Raw genomic sequence first — 20,265 nt, 5'->3', positions numbered from 1 at the left:
TGCCCTTTGGGCAAGTTCCTTCAGGCCCTTCCTTCTAATTGGGGGCCAGGTTCCGGGTGGAATTCAAGGTCGGTTTTTTAATTCCCTTGGACAAATTGGTGGTAATTCCATTGGTATAGAGAACTAAAAATTAAAAACGGCCAGTCAGGAACCCAAAGGCCCACGGCTTTCTATGGTGGTGCTGTCACCACCAACAAGCTGATGCTGAATTACTTTTCAATCTCAACATTTTCAACTCGTGCTTTAAGTTTTTGGCCGGGACGAAACGTCACTACGCGGCGCGCTGTGATCGGAATATCTTCCCCTGTTTTAGGGTTTCGACCGGGACGTTCATTCTTGTCTCGCAAATCAAAGTTACCAAACCCCGATAGTTTGACTTGTTCGCCACTTTCGAGCGCTCTTCGTACTTCTTCAAAAAACACTTCGACTGTATCCTTGGCGTCCCGTTTGCTAATCCCGATATTTTCAAACAGGTTCTCAGCCAAATCGGCTTTCGTGAGCGCCATAGGTTTTCCCTCAAGAATTGTTTAACACATTGGCAATCCCGCAGTATCGACACCACCATTCTACACGTGGCTCATCCTCTTTAGCCCTTGTATTTTAGGGACATTCGAGGACCACTTAGACTCAAGTGTATGCCAACTGGCTGATTTGCGCCAACTTTTTTACATGAAAAAATCAAACGCCATGTCCAAAAAATTGACCTTTTAAACCAACACTTTACACGCTTATCCGCTGGGTGGTCTATAAACAGACAGTCCTTATTACTGATATTAGACGCTTTTATCAATTATTGAACATTTAATGAACAAATATAGCAAATTTATTCAGTTTTTCAAACGCATATATGTTAAGCCATTTAGGCATAAAAAAAGCAGCGTTGCCGCTGCTTTTTCGCGTTAATGGGGTTAATCTCGCAAGATTACACCCAGTTTATCTGAAAGATGGTGCACAACACCCGACACAGCGTCATTAATATCAGCCTCTTCCAACGTGCGCTCACTCGATTGCAAGATAAGCGCAATCGCTAAGCTCTTCTTCCCGTCTTCCACCCCTTTACCGGTATACAGATCGAAAAGTTGCGCATCTTTAATCAGCGCATTGCCACTTTGCAAACACGCGGCCACGACATCGCCTGATGCGAGTGACTCATCAGCAATCACCGCAATATCACGGCGGTTTGCAGGGAACTTGGAAAGACCGGCCGCCTCAGGAATAAAGCGCGCATCAATCGCTTGCCATTCCAGCTCAAACACCACGGTGCGACCATTGAGGCCAAACTCACGTTCCAGCTCTGGGTGCAGCGTACCAATGTGGCCAACAACCTTGCCATCAAACTCAATTGCCGCGGTTTGGCCTGGGTGCATCGCGGGGTGAGATGCTGACACAAAGCGGAAGTCGTTCAACTTACCGGTTAATTCAAGCACCGCTTCTACGTCGCCTTTTAAGTCAAAAAGTCGACGGTTGTGCTGGTCAGATCCCAATGCTCTTCGCTACCAGCTCCAGCAATGATCCCTGCCAGCATCCGCTCTTGGCGAATGTTTTCTTGACGTATGTCGCCGCTCATGTCGCCTTCAGGCGTGAAGCGTAAACCAAACTCAAACAAACGTACGCGTGGTTGTTGGCGCTTTTGGTTATAAGCAACCGTATTAAGCAAACCTGGCAACAAACTTAGGCGCATGGCTGACATATCAGCAGAGATTGGGCTTGGCAGGATTAACGGCGCTACATTCGGCACAATCAATGCCTGTTGCTTAGGTTCAACAAAGCTATAGGTGATCGCTTCATGAAAACCACGGTCAACCAGAAGATCGCGCACACGCTTAAGTGGCATCGCCGCTTCTTTATATTCGCGCATAGTGAGCGCAGCTTTCGGCGCACGGGTCGGGATGTTGTCGTAGCCATAGATACGGCCCACTTCCTCGATCAAATCTTGCTCGATAGCAATATCAAAACGCCAGCTTGGTGCCGTTGCTTCCCAGCCCTGATCTGAGGTCGTTACCGCACATCCTAAACGCGTCAGAATGGCGTCGACGTCGCTGTTATCAATGTGATGCCCCAGCAAGCCATCTAGCTTGTGACGACGAAGCGTGACAGTGTCACGAACTGGTAAGGTGTCGGTGGACTCAGCCGTTACAATCTCGCCCGCCTCGCCGCCACAGATAGCCAGCAATAATTCAGTCGCTCGCTCCATCGCTGCGGCTTGAAGCGCTGGATCAACACCACGTTCAAAGCGGTGTGAAGAGTCCGTATGCAGTCCATAGCTACGTGCACGACCACGAATCGCTTCTGGCGCAAAAAAGGCAGACTCTAACAGAATGTCTTGGGTTTCAGTGGTCACGCCTGAATCTTGGCCACCAAAAATACCCGCCATCGCCAATGCTTTTTTCTCATCCGCAATAACGAGCGTTTGCGCATTCAGTTTGGCTTCATTGCCATCGAGTAAGGTCAGTGACTCGCCTTCTTCGGCTAGACGCACCACAATGCCACCTTCAATCTTGCCAAGATCAAACGCATGCATTGGCTGACCTTGCTCAAGCATCACATAGTTAGTGACATCGACCACAGGATCGATAGCACGAATGCCACTGCGGCGCAGTTTTTCTTGCATCCAAAGAGGCGTTTGTGCCTTAAGGTTAACGTGACGTACCACGCGGCCTAAATAACGGGGACACGCATCAGTGGCGTCAATACGCACGGATACCTTGTCTTCAATGCTGGCAGCAACCGGCGTGATGGTCGGCTCTGTCACATCAGTACGGTTTAACACACCTACTTCACGTGCTAAGCCACGTAAGCTTAAGCAATCTGCGCGGTTCGGGGTCAAATCCACATCGATGGTCACGTCGTTGAGCGCGAGATAATCACGAATATCGGTGCCAATGGGTGCATCGGTTGGTAGCTCGATAATCCCGTCCGATTCCACATCGATACCCAGCTCAGTAAACGAGCACAGCATACCGAATGACGGCTGGCCACGTAATTTGGCTTTTTTGATTTTAAAGTTTCCAGGCAGTACCGCGCCGACCATCGCCACCGCGACTTTTAAGCCTTGGCGGCAATTCGGGGCACCACAGACAATATCCAGTAACTCGTCGTTACCCACATTGATTTTAGTGACCCGTAATTTATCCGCATCTGGGTGTTGGCCACATTCAACCACTTCACCCACAACCACATCACTAAACTCGCCAGCCACGGGGGCAATCTCGTCAACTTCAAGACCGGCCATGGTGATCTGGTGGGCAAGCGCGTCGGTGTCGTTTGCTGGATTTACCCACTCTCTCAACCAAGATTCACTGAATTTCATTATTACCTTGCCCCACTGATTACTTAAACTGTTTCAAAAAGCGCAGATCGTTCTCGAAGAACGCACGCAGATCATTCACGCCATAGCGCAACATGGTTAGGCGCTCTACCCCGATACCAAAGGCAAAACCTTGGTATTCTTCTGGTCAATGTTCACCGCCCGCAGTACATTGGGGTGAACCATGCCACAACCTAAGATCTCTAGCCATTTGCCACCTTTTCGGCGTACATCGACTTCCGCTGAGGGTTCAGTAAACGGGAAATAGGAAGGACGGAAACGCACTTCGAGGTCTTCCTCGAAAAAGTTACGTAAGAAATCGTTCAAAATACCTTTCAAGTCGGCAAAGGTAATGTCTTTGTCGACCAGCAAGCCTTCCACTTGGTGGAACATGGGCGTGTGCGTTTGGTCGTAATCGTTTCGATAAACACGGCCCGGTGCAATAATACGGAACGGTGGTTTGCCCGCTTCCATGGTCCGAATTTGAACGCCCGAGGTATGCGTACGCAACATCAAATCAGGGTTGAAGAAGAAAGTATCATGATCAGTGCGCGCCGGATGATCCGCAGCGATGTTTAATGCATCAAAGTTATGGAAGCCATCTTCGACTTCCGGTCCGGCTTCGACCGAAAAGCCAAGCTCGCCAAAAAATTGCTCAATGCGCTCAATCGTGCGCGTCACCGGATGCAGACCACCGTTTTCAATTCGACGGCCAGGCAAGCTCACGTCGATGGTTTCTGCGGCCAGTTTAGCCTCAAGCTCTGCACGCTCTAGCGCTTGCTTACGTTCAGCAATCGTCTGCTGTACGGTTTGTTTCGCCTGATTAATTTTCTGACCCGCTTCACGGCGCTCTTCAGGGGGTAATTTACCCAATGCCTGAAGCTGTGCGGTTAATTCACCCTTCTTTCCTAGGTATTTTACCCGGACTTCATCCAATGCAGCCACAGAGGCGGCGTCGGCCACCGCATTGGTTGCATTCGCAAGAATTTCTTCTAATTGTTGCATTGTTTCCTCGTCGACCCGTAGGGCAGTCCAAACCAGGTAGGTGCGTGACAATACCTGCTGACATCATGGTTTCACCCATTGTCTGAGCAAACTGACAGAGTCGCCTTGTTATACGCCTCAATGCCAATTGACTGAGAGAACAGGTAATAAATTGACCTTACATACTAATTAATGCCACGACTAATGCCAAACGCTAAACGGCATTTAAGCCATTTTTCCTCGCCATCACCCACCGGTTTATCCATTTTGTTGGCACAGATGGAGAGTTTGCTATCCTACGAGCCAATATATCGACGAATCCGGAGCCAGTATGCAAGACAACCATCACCCTTTACGCGTGTTTATCTCCACGTCAACCCACCCTTGGTTTAACTTGGCGGTGGAAGATACGATTTTCCGAACCATGTCCGCAGAGCAAAACGTGCTCTTTCTTTGGCGTAATGATAACACCGTGGTGATTGGTCGTGGCCAAAATGCGTGGCGCGAATGCAACACCCGCAAAATGGAACAAGACGGTGTCGTCTTAGCGCGCCGCCAAAGTGGGGGCGGTGCCGTGTTTCATGATCTCGGCAATACCAACTTTACCTTTATGGCCGGTAAGCCCGGTTACGATAAGTCGGTATCAACACAAATTGTGCTGGATGCGCTAAACACACTCGGTATTGAGGCGATGGCCAGCGGACGCAATGACTTAACCATGGAGACGCCCAACGGTCCTCGCAAAATATCAGGATCAGCTTATAAAGAGACCAAAGATCGCGGGTTTCATCACGGCACCTTGTTGATTAACGCTAATTTGGCGCGACTCGGCGATTACCTCAATCCTGATCCTAAAAAACTTCAAGCCAAAGGCATTACTTCCGTGCGTGCGCGAGTGGCGAATATTTCCAACTATGTGCCAGGCATTGAGCATCAAACCTTGTGTAATGCGATTAAAACCGCGTTTTTCAACCACTTTGGTCATACCGCTGAGATTGAGTACATTTCTCCCGAGGCCAAGCCCGATGTCGAAGGCTTTAATGCGCTCTATGAAAAGCAATGCAGCTGGGCGTGGAATTTTGGCAAGAGCCCCCAGTTTATGCATACCTTCGATGAACGATTTGACTGGGGCGGCGTGGAGCTTCACCTCGACGTCCACCAAGGCAAAATTGTCGACTGTCAGCTCTTCACCGATAGCCTGACACCAGACCTGCTAGAAACACTGGCTAATCAGTTGATCGGACAGCGGTATCATCCAGACTCGCTGTATCAATTTGTCACCCGTCAAGCCGAGATTGATCCCGAACATCAAGCCATGTATCAGGATATTGCCCAGTGGCTCCACCACGCCATTGCATGACGCACAACTCAGTAAAAGTGACTCCCATCACATAATTTCCTCTCTTTTTGATCCCGAGCAAAGACACAAGCGGCTGTCACGTCACCATAGATGACAGCTGCTCATTGCTATAAAACTTCGTCCTTTGAATAAAAACCATCATTAATGACGCCATTATCATTTGAATAATAGTTTTTAATTTTGGTAAAAAAACATTAATCTAGTTTTACATGTTTTGTTACAAACTGCAGGAGGTGAACTTTTCGACAGATGTTTCGGCAATGTACTGCACGCCGATTGAAGAAATGCAGACCCAACAAAAACTCACGAATAATTAAATAGTTATGGAAAACCAAAAAACAATACTCGGTCACCCACGAGGGCTCTTTTTACTTTTCGGCACGGAGCTATGGGAGCGATTCTCGTACTATGCGATGCGTGCGATTTTAGTGCTTTACCTCACCGATCAAACCATCAACGGTGGATTGGGGTGGTCAACCAAAGATGCACTAGAACTTTACGGCTACTACACCGGCCTCGTCTATATCACACCACTCATTGGCGGTTGGTTTGCTGACAACTTTATCGGTCAGCGTCGCGCTGTGGTGGTGGGTGGCGCACTGATGGCGCTCGGTCAATTCACCCTTGCTTTCCCAGCCCACCAATATGGTTTAGATATTGTTCACACGCTTTATGCCGGCTTAGCACTACTCATCACGGGTTGTGGACTGCTGAAACCCAACATCTCGACGATGGTCGGTGACCTTTATCATGAAGGCGATCATCGTCGTGATGGTGCGTTTACCATTTTCTACATGGGGATCAACATTGGCTCTTTATTAGCTGGTTTTGTTTCGGGCACCGTCACCAGCGCGTATGGTTGGCAATATGGCTTCTTTGCTGCGGGGATTGGTATGGTGATCAGCTTGATCATCCAGCTAACCATGGCCAACTCTTGGCTAGGCGAAATAGGCCGTGTTCCGGCCGCACAACAAGCCCGCGATGCGAATCATTCTAAGACCAATGCCCCATTGACCAAACAAGAAATCGATCGCCTTAAAGTCATCTTATTGATGGGCTTATTCGTGATCATTTTCTGGGCCGGCTTTGAACAGGCTGGTGGCTTGATGAATATTTATACCCAAGAGTACACAGATCGCATGGTGGGTGGGTTTGAAATTCCAGCGGCATGGTTCCAGTCACTCAACCCCTTCTTCATTATTGTCTGTGCGCCTATCGCGGCCTCTCTTTGGGTGCGCCTTGGTCCTAAAGAGCCCAGCTCGCCGGTGAAATTTGCCATAGCGTTATTTATGCTAGCGCTCGGTTTTGTCTGTATGATTGGCGCTGTGTTGGAGCAAGGCGGCGACACCACAGTGAAAACGTCGATGTTTTGGTTAGTCGGTGCCTTCTTCTTTCATACCTTAGGCGAGCTTTGCCTCTCCCCGATTGGCTTATCGTTGGTCACCAAACTCGCGCCGCTTCGTCTTGCGTCATTGATGATGGGAGCTTGGTTTGGCTTTAACGCGATTGCCAACTACATTGCCGGCATCATTGGCTCGCATGTGGGTGATTATGGTGCGATGGCTATTTTTGGCGGTATTGCGGCCACGGCTGCGGTCTCAGGCGTTATCTTGCTGACACTATCCAACACCCTAATCCGCTGGATGCACGGTGCCGAATCCGGTGCCACGCCCAGTGAAGAGATCGAGCAACAACAAGTACAAATTGCCTAATCCGTATGGTTTTAGGAAAATCAAAAAGAGGCCGATTGGCCTCTTTTTTCATGATTTAATGCCAAGCCGGCGACGCAGCGAATGATACATTTCCATCATAAAGATCGTAAAGCCAACGGTAGGATCGTGTTGTATGTAATCCTCGATTGCATTGAGATTAATCTGGCGAAATTTTTCAATCGCTGTCTCTGCGCTGTCGGCAACAATGACCTCCCCTTCAATGATCAACCCCTGCTCTAACAATGCTTCTTTTTCAGCAAGATAGTTGAGGTGTTCCTTGACCAAGTAAGTAAACTGGTCACAGTTGTTCGGCTGACAAAAAAAGACGTATTGGTTCATCGTGTGTCCTTTGTTTCACTTTTTAAGCACTATATCATGATGATAGGAATAGGCAGGCAGTGCTAGCGCACATTTTTATGCGCAAAAGTTTAATTATCTAGACGCACAGCAATAACAAAAAAGGAGAGCCAAAGCTCTCCTTTTTTAGCAATTCTTTACTGTAAGACTTACAGTGAAGCTTTCGCTTTTTCTACCAATACAGAGAATGCTGCTTTGTCATATACCGCGATATCGGCAAGGATCTTACGATCAATTTCGATAGATGCCTTTTTAAGACCGTTAATCAGGCGGCTGTACGACATACCGTTTTGGCGAGCCGCAGCGTTGATACGCGCGATCCACAGTTGACGGAATTGACGTTTCTTGTTGCGACGGTCACGGTAAGCATATTGACCTGCTTTCGTTACCGCCTGAAAAGCTACACGGTAAACGCGTGAACGCGCACCATAGTAGCCTTTCGCTTGCTTCATTACACTCTTGTGACGTGCACGAGCTTGTACACCACGTTTTACGCGAGCCATTGTTTCTCTCCTAAACTAAATAATAAAACTAAAAACTTATGCGTATGGCAGCATGCGAGCTACTTGCGCGTTTTCGCACGCAGGCAGAACAGCATTTGGACGCAGCTGACGCTTGTTCTTAGTAGTACGTTTAGTCAGGATATGACGCTTGGTTGCACGCTTGTACTTAAAGCCACCAGCAGTTTTTTTGAAACGCTTAGCAGCACCTTTGTTGGATTTCATCTTAGACATGATGATAACTCCGCATTGTGTTAATAATATAGCAATTTGGCGAACAAAGTGGCTGCACCTAGCAGGCGCAGCCACTTGTTACTTGGAAGCCAGAATTACTTCTTCTTTGGGGCCAGGACCATGATCATTTGACGGCCTTCGATGCGAGTCGGGAAACTTTCTACTAAAGCGATTTCAGCAGTGTCTTCCTTCAAGCGGTTCAGCACGTCAACACCGATGCTTTGGTGCGCCATTTCGCGACCGCGGAATCGGATTGTCACCTTGACCTTGTTACCCTCTTCAATGAAGCGAACCAGGTTGCGTAGTTTTACCTGATAGTCGCCTACATCTGTGCCAGGACGGAATTTAACTTCCTTAACCTGGATAGTCTTTTGTTTTTTCTTCTGCTCTTTCGCAGCTTTACTCTTCTCGTAAAGGAATTTGCCGTAATCCATGATACGACAAACCGGCGGCTCAGCGTTTGGACTGATCTCAACCAAGTCAAGAGTCGCCTCTTCCGCTTTGGCGAGTGCTTCATCAAAAGGGACGACACCCAGTTGTTCGCCGCTGTCATCAGACAATCGAACTTCATTGACACCACGAATTTCGTTGTTTAGACGATGAGCGTTTTTCTTTGCCGGGGCTTTTCTTGCGCCTTTAATACCTTATTCCTCCACAATATTGAGTGTTCGATCTTGCACTTCTTGCTGCAGTTGTGCCAAGAAGTCATCAATCTTAATTTTACCCAAATCTTTACCTTTACGGGTACGTATTGCCACTTCGTCAGCTTCCATTTCTTGGTCACCGCAAACGAGCATATACGGTACACGCTTCAAAGTGTGTTCGCGGATTTTAAAGCCAATCTTCTCGTTTCTCAAGTCCGCAGAGGCTCTAAATCCAGCTTTTTGCAGTTTTTTCGCAATCTTTTGCGCATAATCTGCTTGTTTATCCGTGATATTCATCACAACAGCTTGCTGCGGTGATAGCCACGTTGGGAAGTGCCCAGCGTATTCTTCAATCAGAATACCGATAAAGCGCTCCAACGAACCGAGGATAGCACGGTGAATCATCACAGGTGTGTGACGTTCGTTGTCTTCACCTACATACGTGGCACTTAAGCGCTCTGGAAGCGCGAAATCAAGTTGTACTGTACCACATTGCCAAGCACGATCCAGGCAATCATGTAAGGTAAACTCAATTTTAGGTCCGTAAAACGCACCCTCACCCTCTTGAATTTCAAACGGAATGTCCATCGCCGTCAAGGCTTCGTGCAAGGCTTTTTCTGCGCGATCCCACATTTCGTCAGACCCAACACGGGTCTCTGGACGAGTCGACAGTTTAACTTCGATGTTGTTGAAACCAAAGGTCTGGTAGGTTTCATACACCATTTCGATACATGCACTGACTTCTTCTTGCACTTGTTCTGGAGTACAGAAGATATGCGCGTCGTCTTGAGTAAAGCCACGCACACGCATCAAACCATGTAACGCACCGGATGGCTCGTTACGGTGACAACTCCCAAACTCTGCCATACGCAGCGGTAAATCACGGTAAGACTTCAACCCTTGGTTAAAAATCTGTACGTGACCTGGGCAGTTCATAGGTTTAAGTGCGTATTCACGGTTCTCTGAGTTAGTCGTGAACATATAGTCCGCGTACTTATCCCAGTGTCCCGAACGCTCCCACAACACGCGGTCCATGATCAGCGGACCTTTGACTTCTTGATAGTCGTATTTGGTCAGCTTCGCGCGGATAAATTGCTCAAGCTCACGGAAAATCGTCCAACCATTATGGTGCCAGAACACCATCCCAGGCGCTTCTTGCTGCATATGATACAAATCAAGCTGCTTACCCAGTTTACGATGATCGCGCTTCGCCGCTTCTTCTAAACGCACTAGATGTGCTTTCAATTGCTTTTTATCTGCAAAGGCCGTGCCGTAGATACGTTGCAGCATTTTGTTGTCGCTGTTACCACGCCAATACGCACCAGCCACGTTCAAAATTTTAAAGTTTTGGCAAAAGCTCATGTTCGGCACATGCGGGCCACGACACATATCGATGTATTCTTCGTGGTGATACAGGCCCGGACGGTCATCGCGAGCGACATTCTCATCCAATATTTCGATCTTGTACGGTTCGCCACGTGATTCAAAGGTGTCACGCGCGTCTTGCCAGCTGACCGTTTTCTTAACAACTTGATACTTGGTTTTCACCAGATCTTTCATGCGTTTTTCAATCGCATCCAGATCGTCTTGGGTAAGCGAGCGATCCATATCAATATCATAATAGAAACCGCTGTCGATGGTTGGACCAATCGCCATTTTAGTGTCAGGGAATAGTTGCTTGATTGCATGACCTAAAAGGTGCGCACACGAGTGGCGAATAATCTCGAGTCCATCGTCATCTTTCGCGGTGATGATTTCGAGCTGTGCATCGTGCTCAATCAAATCACATGCATCCACGCGTTTACCGTCAACACGGCCCGCGATACAGGCTTTAGCCAGACCAGGACCAATATCATTGGCAACGTCGTAAGTGGAAACAGGGTGGTCAAAAGAACGCTGACTGCCGTCAGGGAGAGTAATTAGAGGCATTGGTAACAATCCTTCTCAGTGGTGCCACACACCAAGTGGCACATGAACATGTATTTTACGATTAGTAAGTAACCGCACAGTGTGAGTAGGGTTTTGATTATGAAGATCCGACATTTGTGATGCAAGTCATCCCGTTAAGAATTTCACCCCCGCCCCCCGCATGATTCACTCTATCATCCGCTTGATTTTGCACTAGACTTCAGTGATGCTGATTTGTATACACAATAACAACAGGGACAATGTATGGCCAGTGCGCCCCGCTATCAACAAATAAAAAACTTTATCCAAGAGAACATTGAGGCACGGGTTTGGCCAGTGGGAACACGTATTCCGACCGAATACGAATTGTGCGATCAATTTAACGTTAGCCGTATGACGGTGAACAAAGCCGTACGTGATTTAGTCGCAGAAGGCCTACTAGAACGCACGCCCAGGTTGGGAACATTTGTCTCTGAGCCCAAAGCCGAATCCCCGTTAATGGATATTCGTAATGTCGCCGACGAAGTCAACGCTCGCGGGCAAAGCTACCACAGTGATATTCACACATTGAAGCGCATTTCAGCGCCGGCTGATGTCGCCATGCGGTTAGGCGTTATGGTGGGAACGTCTGTCTTTTACAGTGAAATTGTCCATTATGGTGATGCAATTCCATTACAACTGGAACAGCGCTGGATCAACCCAGTATTAGCGCCCGACTATTTAGCGCAAGATTTTAATCAAACCACACCGAATGAGTATCTGTCGACGGTTTGTCCGGTTAATACTATTGAGCATACGGTCGAAGCCATTCAAGCCACTCCGGCCATTCAGCAAGTCCTTGCGATGCGATCAGACGAACCCTGCTTATTATTACACCGCCGGACTTGGAGCCAACAAACCTTGGTCAGTGCTGCCTTATTGTACCATCCAGGATCGCGCTACAAACTCACCTCAAGAACGGATAGATAACCCTATTTAGATCGAGCCGGTCACAACTTTTTACCGTTTTATTACATCCCGCTTGCGTCGACCGCTTTATTTGTCTATACATTTGTATAGACATTTAATAAGCGGTAAGGCTATCACCATGAGACACCTATTTACCGATGCAAAACTGGTCACGATGGCCAGCAGTATTGACGATACCGACGGCTATCAATGCCAAGATCACAGCGCGATTGCGGTTGAGAACGGCAAAATTGTCGCGCTTGGCAAAGACGCCGAGCAGCTTGACTGGCCAAAGCAATCGTTGAACGGCAACTTGGTAACCCCCGGATTGATTGACAGCCATACGCACTTGGTTTTTGCGGGCAATCGCGCCGGTGAGTTCGAGCAACGCCTGAATGGCGTGCCTTATCAAACCATTGCTGAACAAGGCGGCGGGATCCTTTCGACTGTCCGAGCAACGCGCGCCGCGAGCGAAGCCCAATTACTTGCCCTCGCCCTACCACGTGCCGAAGCCTTAATACGTGACGGTGTCACAACAATTGAGATCAAATCAGGTTATGGATTAACCCTCGACGACGAGCTAAAAATGCTACGAGTGGCTAAAGCCATCGAGCAACATTTACCGGTGACTGTCTCTACCACCTTACTCGCCGCTCATGCTATACCGCCGGAATATCAACACGATGCCGATCATTACATTGATTATGTGTGCAATACCATGATTCCGGCAGCCGCAGAACAAGGGCTTGCTGACGCAGTGGATGTGTTCTGTGAAAACATTGCCTTTAGCGTCGATCAAGCGGAAAAAATCTATGCTGCCACCAATGCCCATGGACTCAACATTAAAGCCCACACCGAGCAGCTAAGTGATCTGGGAGGCAGTGTCGCAGCCGCAAAGGCGGGTGCCTTGTCAGTTGATCATATTGAGTATTTATCAGAGGCCGACGCCCAAATATTGGCAGAGTTCGGTACAGTCGCAACGTTGCTGCCTGGCGCGTTTTACTTTTTGCGTGAAACTCAAATACCACCGATTGATGCCTTACGTGAACACCGGGTGCCCATGGCGCTTGCCACCGACTTTAATCCAGGCACCTCGCCTTTTGCCTCACTAACGTTAATGATGAACATGGCTTCCACCTTATTTGGGCTCACCCCCAAAGAGAACCTGTACGGTGTGACTCGCCATGCTGCCCAAGCATTGGGCTTAGCTCACAAGGGACAAATCGCAGTCGGGTTTGATGCGGATTTCGCCGTTTGGCAGTGCGACACGCCCGCCGAACTCAGTTATATGGTCGGCACTGCTCCCCTAATCGGGCGAGTGGTCAACGGTGTCTGGCATCCCGCCGCGACGACACACCCGATCACTGCCCATCAGGAGCGTCGCGGATGAAACACTTACCTGTCGATATGGCCGTTTGGCAAGGGCGCATCGACCCAGAAGACGGAGATCGCGGCCTCCGGTTGCACCAAACCATTAATGCGTATGATCCTAATGCCGCTCAGCAACCCGGTATTGTGATCTACGGCTTTGCCTGTGATGAAGGCGTGGCGCGCAATCAGGGACGTCTCGGTGCAGCCCTCGCCCCCGACACGCTACGACAAGCATTGGCAAACCTCGCCTGGTACAACAGCCAGCCGCTCTATGATGGCGGAACCGTAATGTGTGATGACGCCGATCTCGTGCTCACCCAACAAAGGTTGAGCCAGCAGATCCATCATGCTCTGTCACAGCACCGGGTACTAACCCTGGGCGGCGGTCATGAAACTGCATGGGCAAGCTTTCAGGCTTATCCAGTTACCTAGCGCGCCACGGTACTTCTGCTCCCAACCAGCAGCCTAAGATTGGTATTATCAACTTTGATGCTCATTTTGATTTGCGAACGCCACAAGGGCGCAGTCACGCCGGCAGCTCTGGGACACCCTTTGCACAAATTGCGCAATATTGTGACAAAAAAGGCTGGCCATTCCACTACGCCTGCCTGGGGGTGAGCCGTACCAGCAATACCCAAGCTCTGTTCGACAAAGCCGAGCAGCTCCATTGTTGGGTCGAAGAAGACACACAAATGGACGCAGATGCCGTACCGGCATTAAAAACCAAACTTACCCAGTTTGTTCAAGATTGTGACTATCTCTATCTGACCCTCGATATGGATGTGTTTCCCGCCAGTGTCGCACCAGGAGTCAGTGCCCCTGCGGCCTACGGCGTGCCAGTCGCGGTGATCGAGCCGCTCATTCGCCACCTTTTCACCGTCGCTCAGCAACACCAGATCCCTGTGCCTATTTGCGATATTACTGAAGTTAACCCCAACTATGATCGCGACCAACAAACCAGTCGCTTAGCGGCGCGTATGGCGTGGACTATGCTACACGCGTCGTCGCCCCAGATTCATGACCAAGGAGAGTAACCATGACGGATCCACGTTTTGACTCACGTACCGTGAAAGCCCCTACCGGGCCTGAGCTCAATGCAAAAAGCTGGCTAACCGAAGCCCCACTTCGCATGCTAATGAATAACCTTCACCCAGACGTGGCCGAGCATCCGAATGGTTTGGTCGTTTATGGTGGCATCGGCCGTGCCGCCCGTAACTGGCAATGTTTCGACAAGATTGTCGAGGTGCTAAAACGCCTGGAAGACGATCAAACCTTGCTGGTGCAATCGGGCAAACCAGTGGGTGTGTTCCCTACCCACAAAGATGCACCACGTGTACTGATTGCTAACTCCAACTTGGTCCCGCATTGGGCGAACTGGGAGCATTTTAACGCGCTCGATAAACAAGGGCTGATGATGTACGGCCAGATGACAGCCGGTAGCTGGATTTACATCGGCTCGCAAGGCATTGTGCAAGGCACCTACGAGACCTTTGTCGCGGATGGCGAAAAAACACTTTAATGGCGACGCCAACGGCCGCTGGATCTTAACTGGCGGTCTTGGCGGCATGGGCGGCGCGCAACCTCTCGCCGCCACCATGGCAGGCTTTTCCATGATTGCGGTTGAATGCGATGAAAGCCGCATCGATTACCGCTTGCGTACTGGTTACGTCGACCGTAAAGCCACATCTTTGGACCAAGCACTCGGCATGATTGAGGAAGCAAAACGACAAGGCAAGCCAGTGTCGGTTGGCTTATTGGCCAATGCGGCCGATGTGTTCCCTGAGCTGGTGGAACGTCATATCACCCCCGATGTGGTCACCGACCAAACCTCTGCCCACGATCCACTCAACGGTTACTTGCCGCAAGGTTGGACCATGGAGCAAGCTGCGGCACAGCGCAAAGAAAGTGAAGCCGAGGTAGTGAAAGCAGCAAAGGCCTCAATGGCCGTGCAAGTCAAAGCGATGCTCGATCTGCAAACACGCGGCGCTGCAACCTTGGATTACGGTAACAACATTCGTCAAATGGCGTTAGAAGTGGGTGTTAATAATGCCTTTGATTTTCCAGGATTTGTACCGGCGTACATTCGCCCGTTATTCTGTCAAGGTATTGGCCCATTCCGCTGGGTGGCACTGTCCGGTGACCCAGAAGATATTTATAAAACCGACCAAAAAGTCAAAGAATTGATCCCAGACGACCCACATTTACACAACTGGCTCGACATGGCCAAAGAACGTATTCAGTTTCAAGGTTTACCCGCCCGTATCTGCTGGGTTGGGGTTAAAGATCGCGCACGCTTGGCGCTTGCCTTTAATGACATGGTGAAGAACGGCGAGCTTAAGGCGCCGGTCGTGATTGGTCGTGATCACCTTGATTCAGGTTCAGTCGCCAGCCCTAACCGTGAAACCGAAGGCATGCTCGATGGCTCGGATGCGGTATCTGATTGGCCCTTACTGAACGCCATGCTCAACACTGCATCAGGTGCAACCTGGGTATCATTACATCACGGCGGTGGCGTTGGCATGGGCTTTTCTCAACACTCAGGCGTGGTGATTGTGTGTGATGGCACCGACGAGGCGCATCAACGTGTAGCGCGAGTGCTCAGAAACGATCCGGCCACAGGGGTGATGCGCCATGCCGATGCCGGCTATGACATTGCCATTGATTGCGCCAAAGAAGAACAACTTGATCTGCCGCTGCTGGATTTACCTAACCAACCCTGCGCTAAGGAGAGCAAATGACCACACTGACATTACAACCGGGTGAGCTCACCCTTTCTCAATTACGGCAAGTAAGCGTGAATCCGTGCAGATCGCTTTTGCCGATGGCATTGAAGCCACCATGAAAGCCAGTACCGACACCGTCGCCGACATCCTCGCTCAAGACCGCGTAGTGTATGGGATTAATACGGGCTTTGGCTTGCTGGCTAATACCCGGATTGAATTAGACGATTTAGAAACCCTGCAACGCTCCATTGTGCTATCTCATGCTGCAGGCATTGGCGAGTTTATGGATGACGCCACCGTGCGTCTTATGATTGTACTTAAGATTGCTAGCTTGGCGCGCGGTTACTCCGGGATCCGTTTCGAAGTGGTGAAAGCACTGGCAGCGCTGGTTAACCGTGAAGTGTATCCCTGCATTCCCAAAAAAGGCTCAGTCGGCGCCTCGGGCGATCTCGCACCATTGGCGCATATGAGCACGGTGCTACTCGGGGAAGGCCAAGCGCGCTATAAAGGCGAGGTAATTTCTGGCGAAGCAGCACTTAAAATTGCGGGTTTATCCCCCATCACGCTCGGGCCAAAAGAAGGTCTGGCGCTGCTTAACGGCACTCAAGCTTCTACTGCCTTTGCCCTTGAGGCTTATTTGAAGCCGAAGACTTGTATGCTACGGCTACCGTTTGCGGTGCACTCTCGGTGGAGGCCGCACTTGGCAGTCGCCGTCCGTTTGACCCGCGCATTCATGCCGTACGCGGCCATCAAACACAAATGGATGCCGCTGCCGCTTATCGTCACTTGTTGGCCGAAAGCAGCGAGATTGGTAATAGCCATCAAAATTGTGAAAAGGTACAAGATCCTTATTCATTGCGCTGCCAACCACAAGTAATGGGCGCGTGTTTGCAACAAATTCGCCACGCCGCTGGTGTGCTCACTACCGAGGCCAATGCCGTCTCTGACAACCCGCTCGTGTTTCCGGAAGATGGTGATATTATTTCCGGCGGCAACTTCCACGCCGAGCCGGTCGCGATGGTGGCCGATAATCTTGCGTTAGCCATTGCCGAGATCGGCAGTTTGTCAGAGCGTCGCATGGCGTTGTTAATTGATAGCAACTTGAGCAAACTGCCGCCATTTTTGGTCAACAATGGTGGAGTGAATTCCGGCTTTATGATCGCTCAAGTGACTGCCGCTGCACTGGCGAGCGAAAACAAAACCCTGGCGCACCCAGCATCCATCGATAGCTTGCCTACCTCGGCGAACCAAGAAGATCACGTCTCTATGGCGACGTTTGCTGCGCGTCGCTACGTGATATGAGTGCAAATACCCGCGGTATTTTGGCCGTTGAGCTACTTTCCGCCAGCCAAGGGATTGATTTTCGCGCTCCCAATCAAACCTCTGAGCGCTTAGAACAAGCCAAAGCCGAGCTACGTGGCGTGGTGCCGTTTTACGATAAAGACCGCTACTTTGCGCCCGATATCGAAAAGGCTAATGCGTTGGTGCAAACCGGGACCTATAACCGGCTGATGCCCACCGGCTTGCTCCCCAGCCTATAAACATTCATTCGCAAAAACGGCTCTTTATGAGTCGTTTTTTATTGAATTTGTCGCCATCTCCACAGAAAACAAAAGCCCAAATAGGCTAATATGTAGACAGTTGCAGTTACTTCACCCTCACCTCGATGTAACGGAGTCGCTTATGTGGCATGCACTGTCTCTACATTTATCCGAACTGCTCGATATTGATTTTGAGATCAGAGAAAAAACCGCCATCAGCGGCGGCGACATCCACGATGCTTATTGCATTAGCGACGGGGGCGAGCAGCGCTTTTTCGTTAAAATCAACCAGCGAGAATGTCTGCCCACATTTGAGGCCGAAGCCGAAGGCCTGCGTCAACTAGCAATGAGTGAGCACATTCATGTCCCACGGGTGTATTTTGTTGGACCGGTGAAAGACAGTGCCGCATTGGTACTCAACTTCCTACCGATTAAATCGCTCAATGACACTCACGCTTACCTATTTGGCCAGCAACTGGCGCGTCATCATCGCTGGGGAGAGCAAGTTGAATACGGTTTTGATGACGACAATTTTATCGGCACCAACGAACAAAGAAATGGCTGGCACCGCAAATGGTGTCATTTCTTTGCCGAGCAACGGATTGGCTGGCAGCTGCAACTGGCAGCAGAAAAATCACTGCATTTGGGCGACATTGATACCATCATTCATGGCGTCAAAGCACAACTGGCTAATCATCGCCCCAAACCTGCCCTCCTCCATGGCGATCTGTGGTCAGGCAACGTCGGTTTATCGGTCAACGGCCCCGTGCTATTTGATCCGGCCTGCTATTGGGGCGATCGCGAAGCCGATATCGCCATGACCGAACTTTTTGGTGGTTTCCCGCAAAGCTTTTATAACGGCTACCATGCCGAATGGCCATTAGACGAGGGGTATCAACAACGAAAAGATATTTACAACCTTTATCATGTGCTCAACCACGTTAATTTATTTGGTGGTCCCTACCTTGCCCAAGCCGAACAGTTGCTGACAAAACTCGCACTCACGGTGTAGGATGCCAGACACACATACTGAGAATGAGGTTGGCGATGTTATCTGCCGCGATATTTGATATGGATGGCCTGTTGGTCGACTCAGAGCCTTCTGGCAACGGGCACAAATTGATGTATTAACCGAGCTTGGCGTTTCTATTAGTTTACAAGATACACGTGACACCACAGGCGTGCGGATTGATGAGATTGTGAAATACTACGCACGTACTCAACCTTGGCAGGGGCCATCGAATGCCGACGTGCAAGCGCGGATTGTCGCACGCGTGGTCGAGCTGGTAAAAGATGAAAAGCCCATCATGCCTGGCGTTAAAGAAGCCTTGGCAATTTGCCACCAAGCGGGTTTGAAAATCGCTTTAGCGTCGTCGTCGCCACTGACGCTCATCTATCCAACATTAGATGCACTAGGGCTTAGCGACGCGTTTGAAGTTGTAAAATCGGCCGGTGAGTTGAAGCACGGTAAACCCCATCCGGAAGTGTATCTTAACGCCGCCATCGCCTTGGGTGTAGAGCCTGAAGAATGTGTGGCCTTTGAAGATTCTTTTACCGGTCTGCTTGCTGCCAAAGCCGCTTCGATGAAAACCATTGTGGTACCCGCCGCACATGAGTGGGAAGATCCTCGTTTTGTGATTGCCGATCAAAAGCTTGCCAGCCTAAAAGCTTTTAGTGCCGAGAACCTCGTGTCGCTGTAAGCAGCGATACACGGTAAGACAATAAATCTCATCTATACTCACAGTAACCGCTTTGTCATAAAAGAAGGGCTGTGACGATGGATGATATAACTGACCGGCTAGTAAGCTGCCCACACTGTGGACACCGGATTGATCTCACACTTGATCTCAGTGGCGGCAATCAAGAATTTTACGAAGATTGCCCCAACTGCTGCAATGCGGTGCACTACAACATGCAAATTGATGAGTTACATAAAACCGTCAACCTATTTGTTGATGCGGATGACGAGCAAATTTTTTAGTCACGTATCGCATGATCGTAATGACGGCAACCAATGCGACGCTAACCAACGCAATCTGCGTTTGGACTCGCGTCGCGACCTTATCTTCCGTCATGTTTGTCATCGTGACTGACGCAAAATTGACATGGCTTTTGCTTTCTTTTCGCGCCCTCTGGCACGTATAATTGCGCGCAATCGATTCCTCCCTCCTTTAACGTAAATATCTTGAGGCCAACGTGCAGCAATACCATGATGAAGCAAGAGCCATTATTCGGCTCAGTGTGCCTGTTTTTATTGCCCAAATAGCGCAAACCTCGATGGGGTTTGTCGATACGGTCATGGCGGGTGGTTATAGTGCCACCGATATGGCTGCAGTCGCAGTTGCCTCAAGTATATGGATGCCCGCGATCTTGTTTGGGATTGGCCTGTTAATGGCCATGGTTCCCATGATTGCGCAACTCAATGGCGCGAGCAAAGCTACCGCCATTCCGTTTCAATTTCAGCAAGGCCTCTATATGGCACTGCTGTTAAGCGTGCCTATTGGACTTATTCTTTATAAAGCGGGCTTCATTATTAACCTCATGGATGTGGAAGCGGCGCTGACCGAAAAAACCATTGGCTACTTGCATGCGGTGATCTGGCGGTGCCCGCCTTCTTGGTGTTCCAATCCATTCGTAATTTATGCGAAGGGATGTCACTCACCACGCCGCGATGTG

General features: G+C 49.7%; 15 protein-coding genes and 6 pseudogenes. 12 read left to right on the top strand and 9 right to left on the bottom strand.

From position 1 onward, the window contains the following. Positions 1 to 209 precede the first annotated feature (209 nt). The 4 genes and pseudogenes from ihfA to pheS all read right to left on the bottom strand — a co-directional run bounded on the left by ihfA (position 210) and on the right by pheS (position 4,312). The gene (gene ihfA, locus DZ54_RS0105125) at positions 210 to 506 is read right to left on the bottom strand and encodes an integration host factor subunit alpha (RefSeq protein ID WP_025673309.1); all 297 of its coding nucleotides are present in this window, start codon (positions 504 to 506) and stop codon (positions 210 to 212) included. Between the two features lie 402 nt (positions 507 to 908). Continuing rightward, the gene (locus tag DZ54_RS27350; protein WP_420804835.1) at positions 909 to 1,163 is read right to left on the bottom strand and encodes a phenylalanine--tRNA ligase subunit beta-related protein; all 255 of its coding nucleotides are present in this window, start codon (positions 1,161 to 1,163) and stop codon (positions 909 to 911) included. Between the two features lie 135 nt (positions 1,164 to 1,298). Beyond that, positions 1,299 to 3,310 (bottom strand): annotated as a pseudogene (pheT, locus tag DZ54_RS19270) (phenylalanine--tRNA ligase subunit beta); the annotation flags it as partial. Positions 3,311 to 3,329: 19 nt separating this feature from the next. Further along, positions 3,330 to 4,312 (bottom strand): annotated as a pseudogene (gene pheS, locus DZ54_RS19265) (phenylalanine--tRNA ligase subunit alpha). 310 nt (positions 4,313 to 4,622) lie between these two features. Between pheS and DZ54_RS0105105 the strand changes: the two are divergent. Then, a complete protein-coding gene (locus DZ54_RS0105105) occupies positions 4,623 to 5,651 on the top strand; it encodes a lipoate--protein ligase (protein ID WP_025673308.1) in 1,029 nt (342 codons plus the stop codon). Between the two features lie 323 nt (positions 5,652 to 5,974). Beyond that, the gene (locus DZ54_RS0105100; RefSeq protein WP_025673307.1) at positions 5,975 to 7,363 is read left to right on the top strand and encodes a peptide MFS transporter; all 1,389 of its coding nucleotides are present in this window, start codon (positions 5,975 to 5,977) and stop codon (positions 7,361 to 7,363) included. A 48-nt stretch (positions 7,364 to 7,411) separates the two neighbouring features. Here the strand turns inward: DZ54_RS0105100 and DZ54_RS0105095 are convergent, their stop codons facing one another. The 5 genes from DZ54_RS0105095 to thrS all read right to left on the bottom strand — a co-directional run bounded on the left by DZ54_RS0105095 (position 7,412) and on the right by thrS (position 11,027). After that, entirely contained in the window at positions 7,412 to 7,702 is a 291-nt protein-coding gene (locus DZ54_RS0105095; RefSeq protein WP_025673306.1) for a hypothetical protein, read from the bottom strand. Between the two features lie 167 nt (positions 7,703 to 7,869). Beyond that, positions 7,870 to 8,223 (bottom strand): 50S ribosomal protein L20, encoded by a 354-nt coding sequence (gene rplT, locus DZ54_RS0105090; protein ID WP_025673305.1) that lies wholly within the window; start codon positions 8,221 to 8,223, stop codon positions 7,870 to 7,872. Positions 8,224 to 8,259: 36 nt separating this feature from the next. Further along, entirely contained in the window at positions 8,260 to 8,454 is a 195-nt protein-coding gene (rpmI, locus tag DZ54_RS0105085; protein ID WP_025673304.1) for a 50S ribosomal protein L35, read from the bottom strand. Between the two features lie 95 nt (positions 8,455 to 8,549). Further along, complete coding sequence (infC, locus tag DZ54_RS0105080) at positions 8,550 to 9,095, bottom strand: translation initiation factor IF-3 (protein ID WP_081721594.1); 546 nt, start codon at positions 9,093 to 9,095, stop codon at positions 8,550 to 8,552. Positions 9,096 to 9,098: 3 nt separating this feature from the next. Further along, a complete protein-coding gene (gene thrS / locus DZ54_RS0105075) occupies positions 9,099 to 11,027 on the bottom strand; it encodes a threonine--tRNA ligase (RefSeq protein ID WP_025673302.1) in 1,929 nt (642 codons plus the stop codon). Positions 11,028 to 11,270: 243 nt separating this feature from the next. Between thrS and hutC the strand changes: the two genes are divergently transcribed. From hutC to DZ54_RS19240, 10 genes and pseudogenes are all read left to right on the top strand, one after another. After that, entirely contained in the window at positions 11,271 to 11,975 is a 705-nt protein-coding gene (gene hutC / locus DZ54_RS0105070) for a histidine utilization repressor (protein ID WP_025673301.1), read from the top strand. A gap of 118 nt (positions 11,976 to 12,093) precedes the next feature. Then, positions 12,094 to 13,344: an imidazolonepropionase gene (gene hutI, locus DZ54_RS0105065; protein ID WP_025673300.1), complete on the top strand. Its 1,251-nt coding sequence runs from the start codon at positions 12,094 to 12,096 to the stop codon at positions 13,342 to 13,344. Beyond that, positions 13,341 to 13,757, top strand: coding sequence for an arginase family protein (locus DZ54_RS27050; protein ID WP_338057028.1), 417 nt, complete (start codon positions 13,341 to 13,343; stop codon positions 13,755 to 13,757). The genes hutI and DZ54_RS27050 overlap by 4 nt, the downstream gene beginning before the upstream one ends. Further along, a complete protein-coding gene (locus tag DZ54_RS27045; protein ID WP_338053705.1) occupies positions 13,724 to 14,359 on the top strand; it encodes a formimidoylglutamase in 636 nt (211 codons plus the stop codon). The genes DZ54_RS27050 and DZ54_RS27045 overlap by 34 nt, the downstream gene beginning before the upstream one ends. 2 nt (positions 14,360 to 14,361) lie before the next feature. Beyond that, positions 14,362 to 16,063: pseudogene (gene hutU, locus DZ54_RS19255) on the top strand (urocanate hydratase). Further along, positions 16,060 to 17,589: pseudogene (hutH, locus tag DZ54_RS19250) on the top strand (histidine ammonia-lyase). Before hutU ends, hutH begins: the two co-directional pseudogenes overlap by 4 nt. 142 nt (positions 17,590 to 17,731) lie before the next feature. Then, complete coding sequence (locus tag DZ54_RS0105045) at positions 17,732 to 18,601, top strand: fructosamine kinase family protein (protein WP_025673299.1); 870 nt, start codon at positions 17,732 to 17,734, stop codon at positions 18,599 to 18,601. A 35-nt stretch (positions 18,602 to 18,636) separates the two neighbouring features. Then, positions 18,637 to 19,289: pseudogene (hxpB, locus tag DZ54_RS19245) on the top strand (hexitol phosphatase HxpB). A gap of 77 nt (positions 19,290 to 19,366) precedes the next feature. Then, on the top strand, positions 19,367 to 19,570 hold the full coding sequence (locus DZ54_RS0105035) for a CPXCG motif-containing cysteine-rich protein (RefSeq protein WP_021023665.1): 204 nt from the start codon (positions 19,367 to 19,369) through the stop codon (positions 19,568 to 19,570). A 215-nt stretch (positions 19,571 to 19,785) separates the two neighbouring features. Next, a pseudogene (locus DZ54_RS19240) lies at positions 19,786 to 20,265 on the top strand (MATE family efflux transporter); the annotation flags it as partial.

This window comes from Salinivibrio socompensis S35, from assembly GCF_000513715.1.
Classification (GTDB): domain Bacteria; phylum Pseudomonadota; class Gammaproteobacteria; order Enterobacterales; family Vibrionaceae; genus Salinivibrio; species Salinivibrio socompensis.
This window is presented reverse-complemented; position numbering and strand designations above follow the sequence as displayed.

Bases quoted from the DNA above. Each gene is read 5' to 3' on its own strand.
- rpmI (WP_025673304.1), bottom strand. From the start codon at position 8,454: ATGTCTAAGATGAAATCCAACAAAGGTGCTGCTAAGCGTTTCAAAAAA.
- DZ54_RS0105035 (WP_021023665.1), top strand. From the start codon at position 19,367: ATGGATGATATAACTGACCGGCTAGTAAGCTGCCCACACTGTGGACAC.
- DZ54_RS0105105 (WP_025673308.1), top strand. From the start codon at position 4,623: ATGCAAGACAACCATCACCCTTTACGCGTGTTTATCTCCACGTCAACC.
- rplT (WP_025673305.1), bottom strand. From the start codon at position 8,223: ATGGCTCGCGTAAAACGTGGTGTACAAGCTCGTGCACGTCACAAGAGT.
- DZ54_RS27045 (WP_338053705.1), top strand. From the start codon at position 13,724: ATGGGCAAGCTTTCAGGCTTATCCAGTTACCTAGCGCGCCACGGTACT.
- DZ54_RS0105100 (WP_025673307.1), top strand. From the start codon at position 5,975: ATGGAAAACCAAAAAACAATACTCGGTCACCCACGAGGGCTCTTTTTA.
- ihfA (WP_025673309.1), bottom strand. From the start codon at position 506: ATGGCGCTCACGAAAGCCGATTTGGCTGAGAACCTGTTTGAAAATATC.
- DZ54_RS0105095 (WP_025673306.1), bottom strand. From the start codon at position 7,702: ATGAACCAATACGTCTTTTTTTGTCAGCCGAACAACTGTGACCAGTTT.
- hutC (WP_025673301.1), top strand. From the start codon at position 11,271: ATGGCCAGTGCGCCCCGCTATCAACAAATAAAAAACTTTATCCAAGAG.
- thrS (WP_025673302.1), bottom strand. From the start codon at position 11,027: ATGCCTCTAATTACTCTCCCTGACGGCAGTCAGCGTTCTTTTGACCAC.
- hutI (WP_025673300.1), top strand. From the start codon at position 12,094: ATGAGACACCTATTTACCGATGCAAAACTGGTCACGATGGCCAGCAGT.
- DZ54_RS27050 (WP_338057028.1), top strand. From the start codon at position 13,341: ATGAAACACTTACCTGTCGATATGGCCGTTTGGCAAGGGCGCATCGAC.
- DZ54_RS0105045 (WP_025673299.1), top strand. From the start codon at position 17,732: ATGTGGCATGCACTGTCTCTACATTTATCCGAACTGCTCGATATTGAT.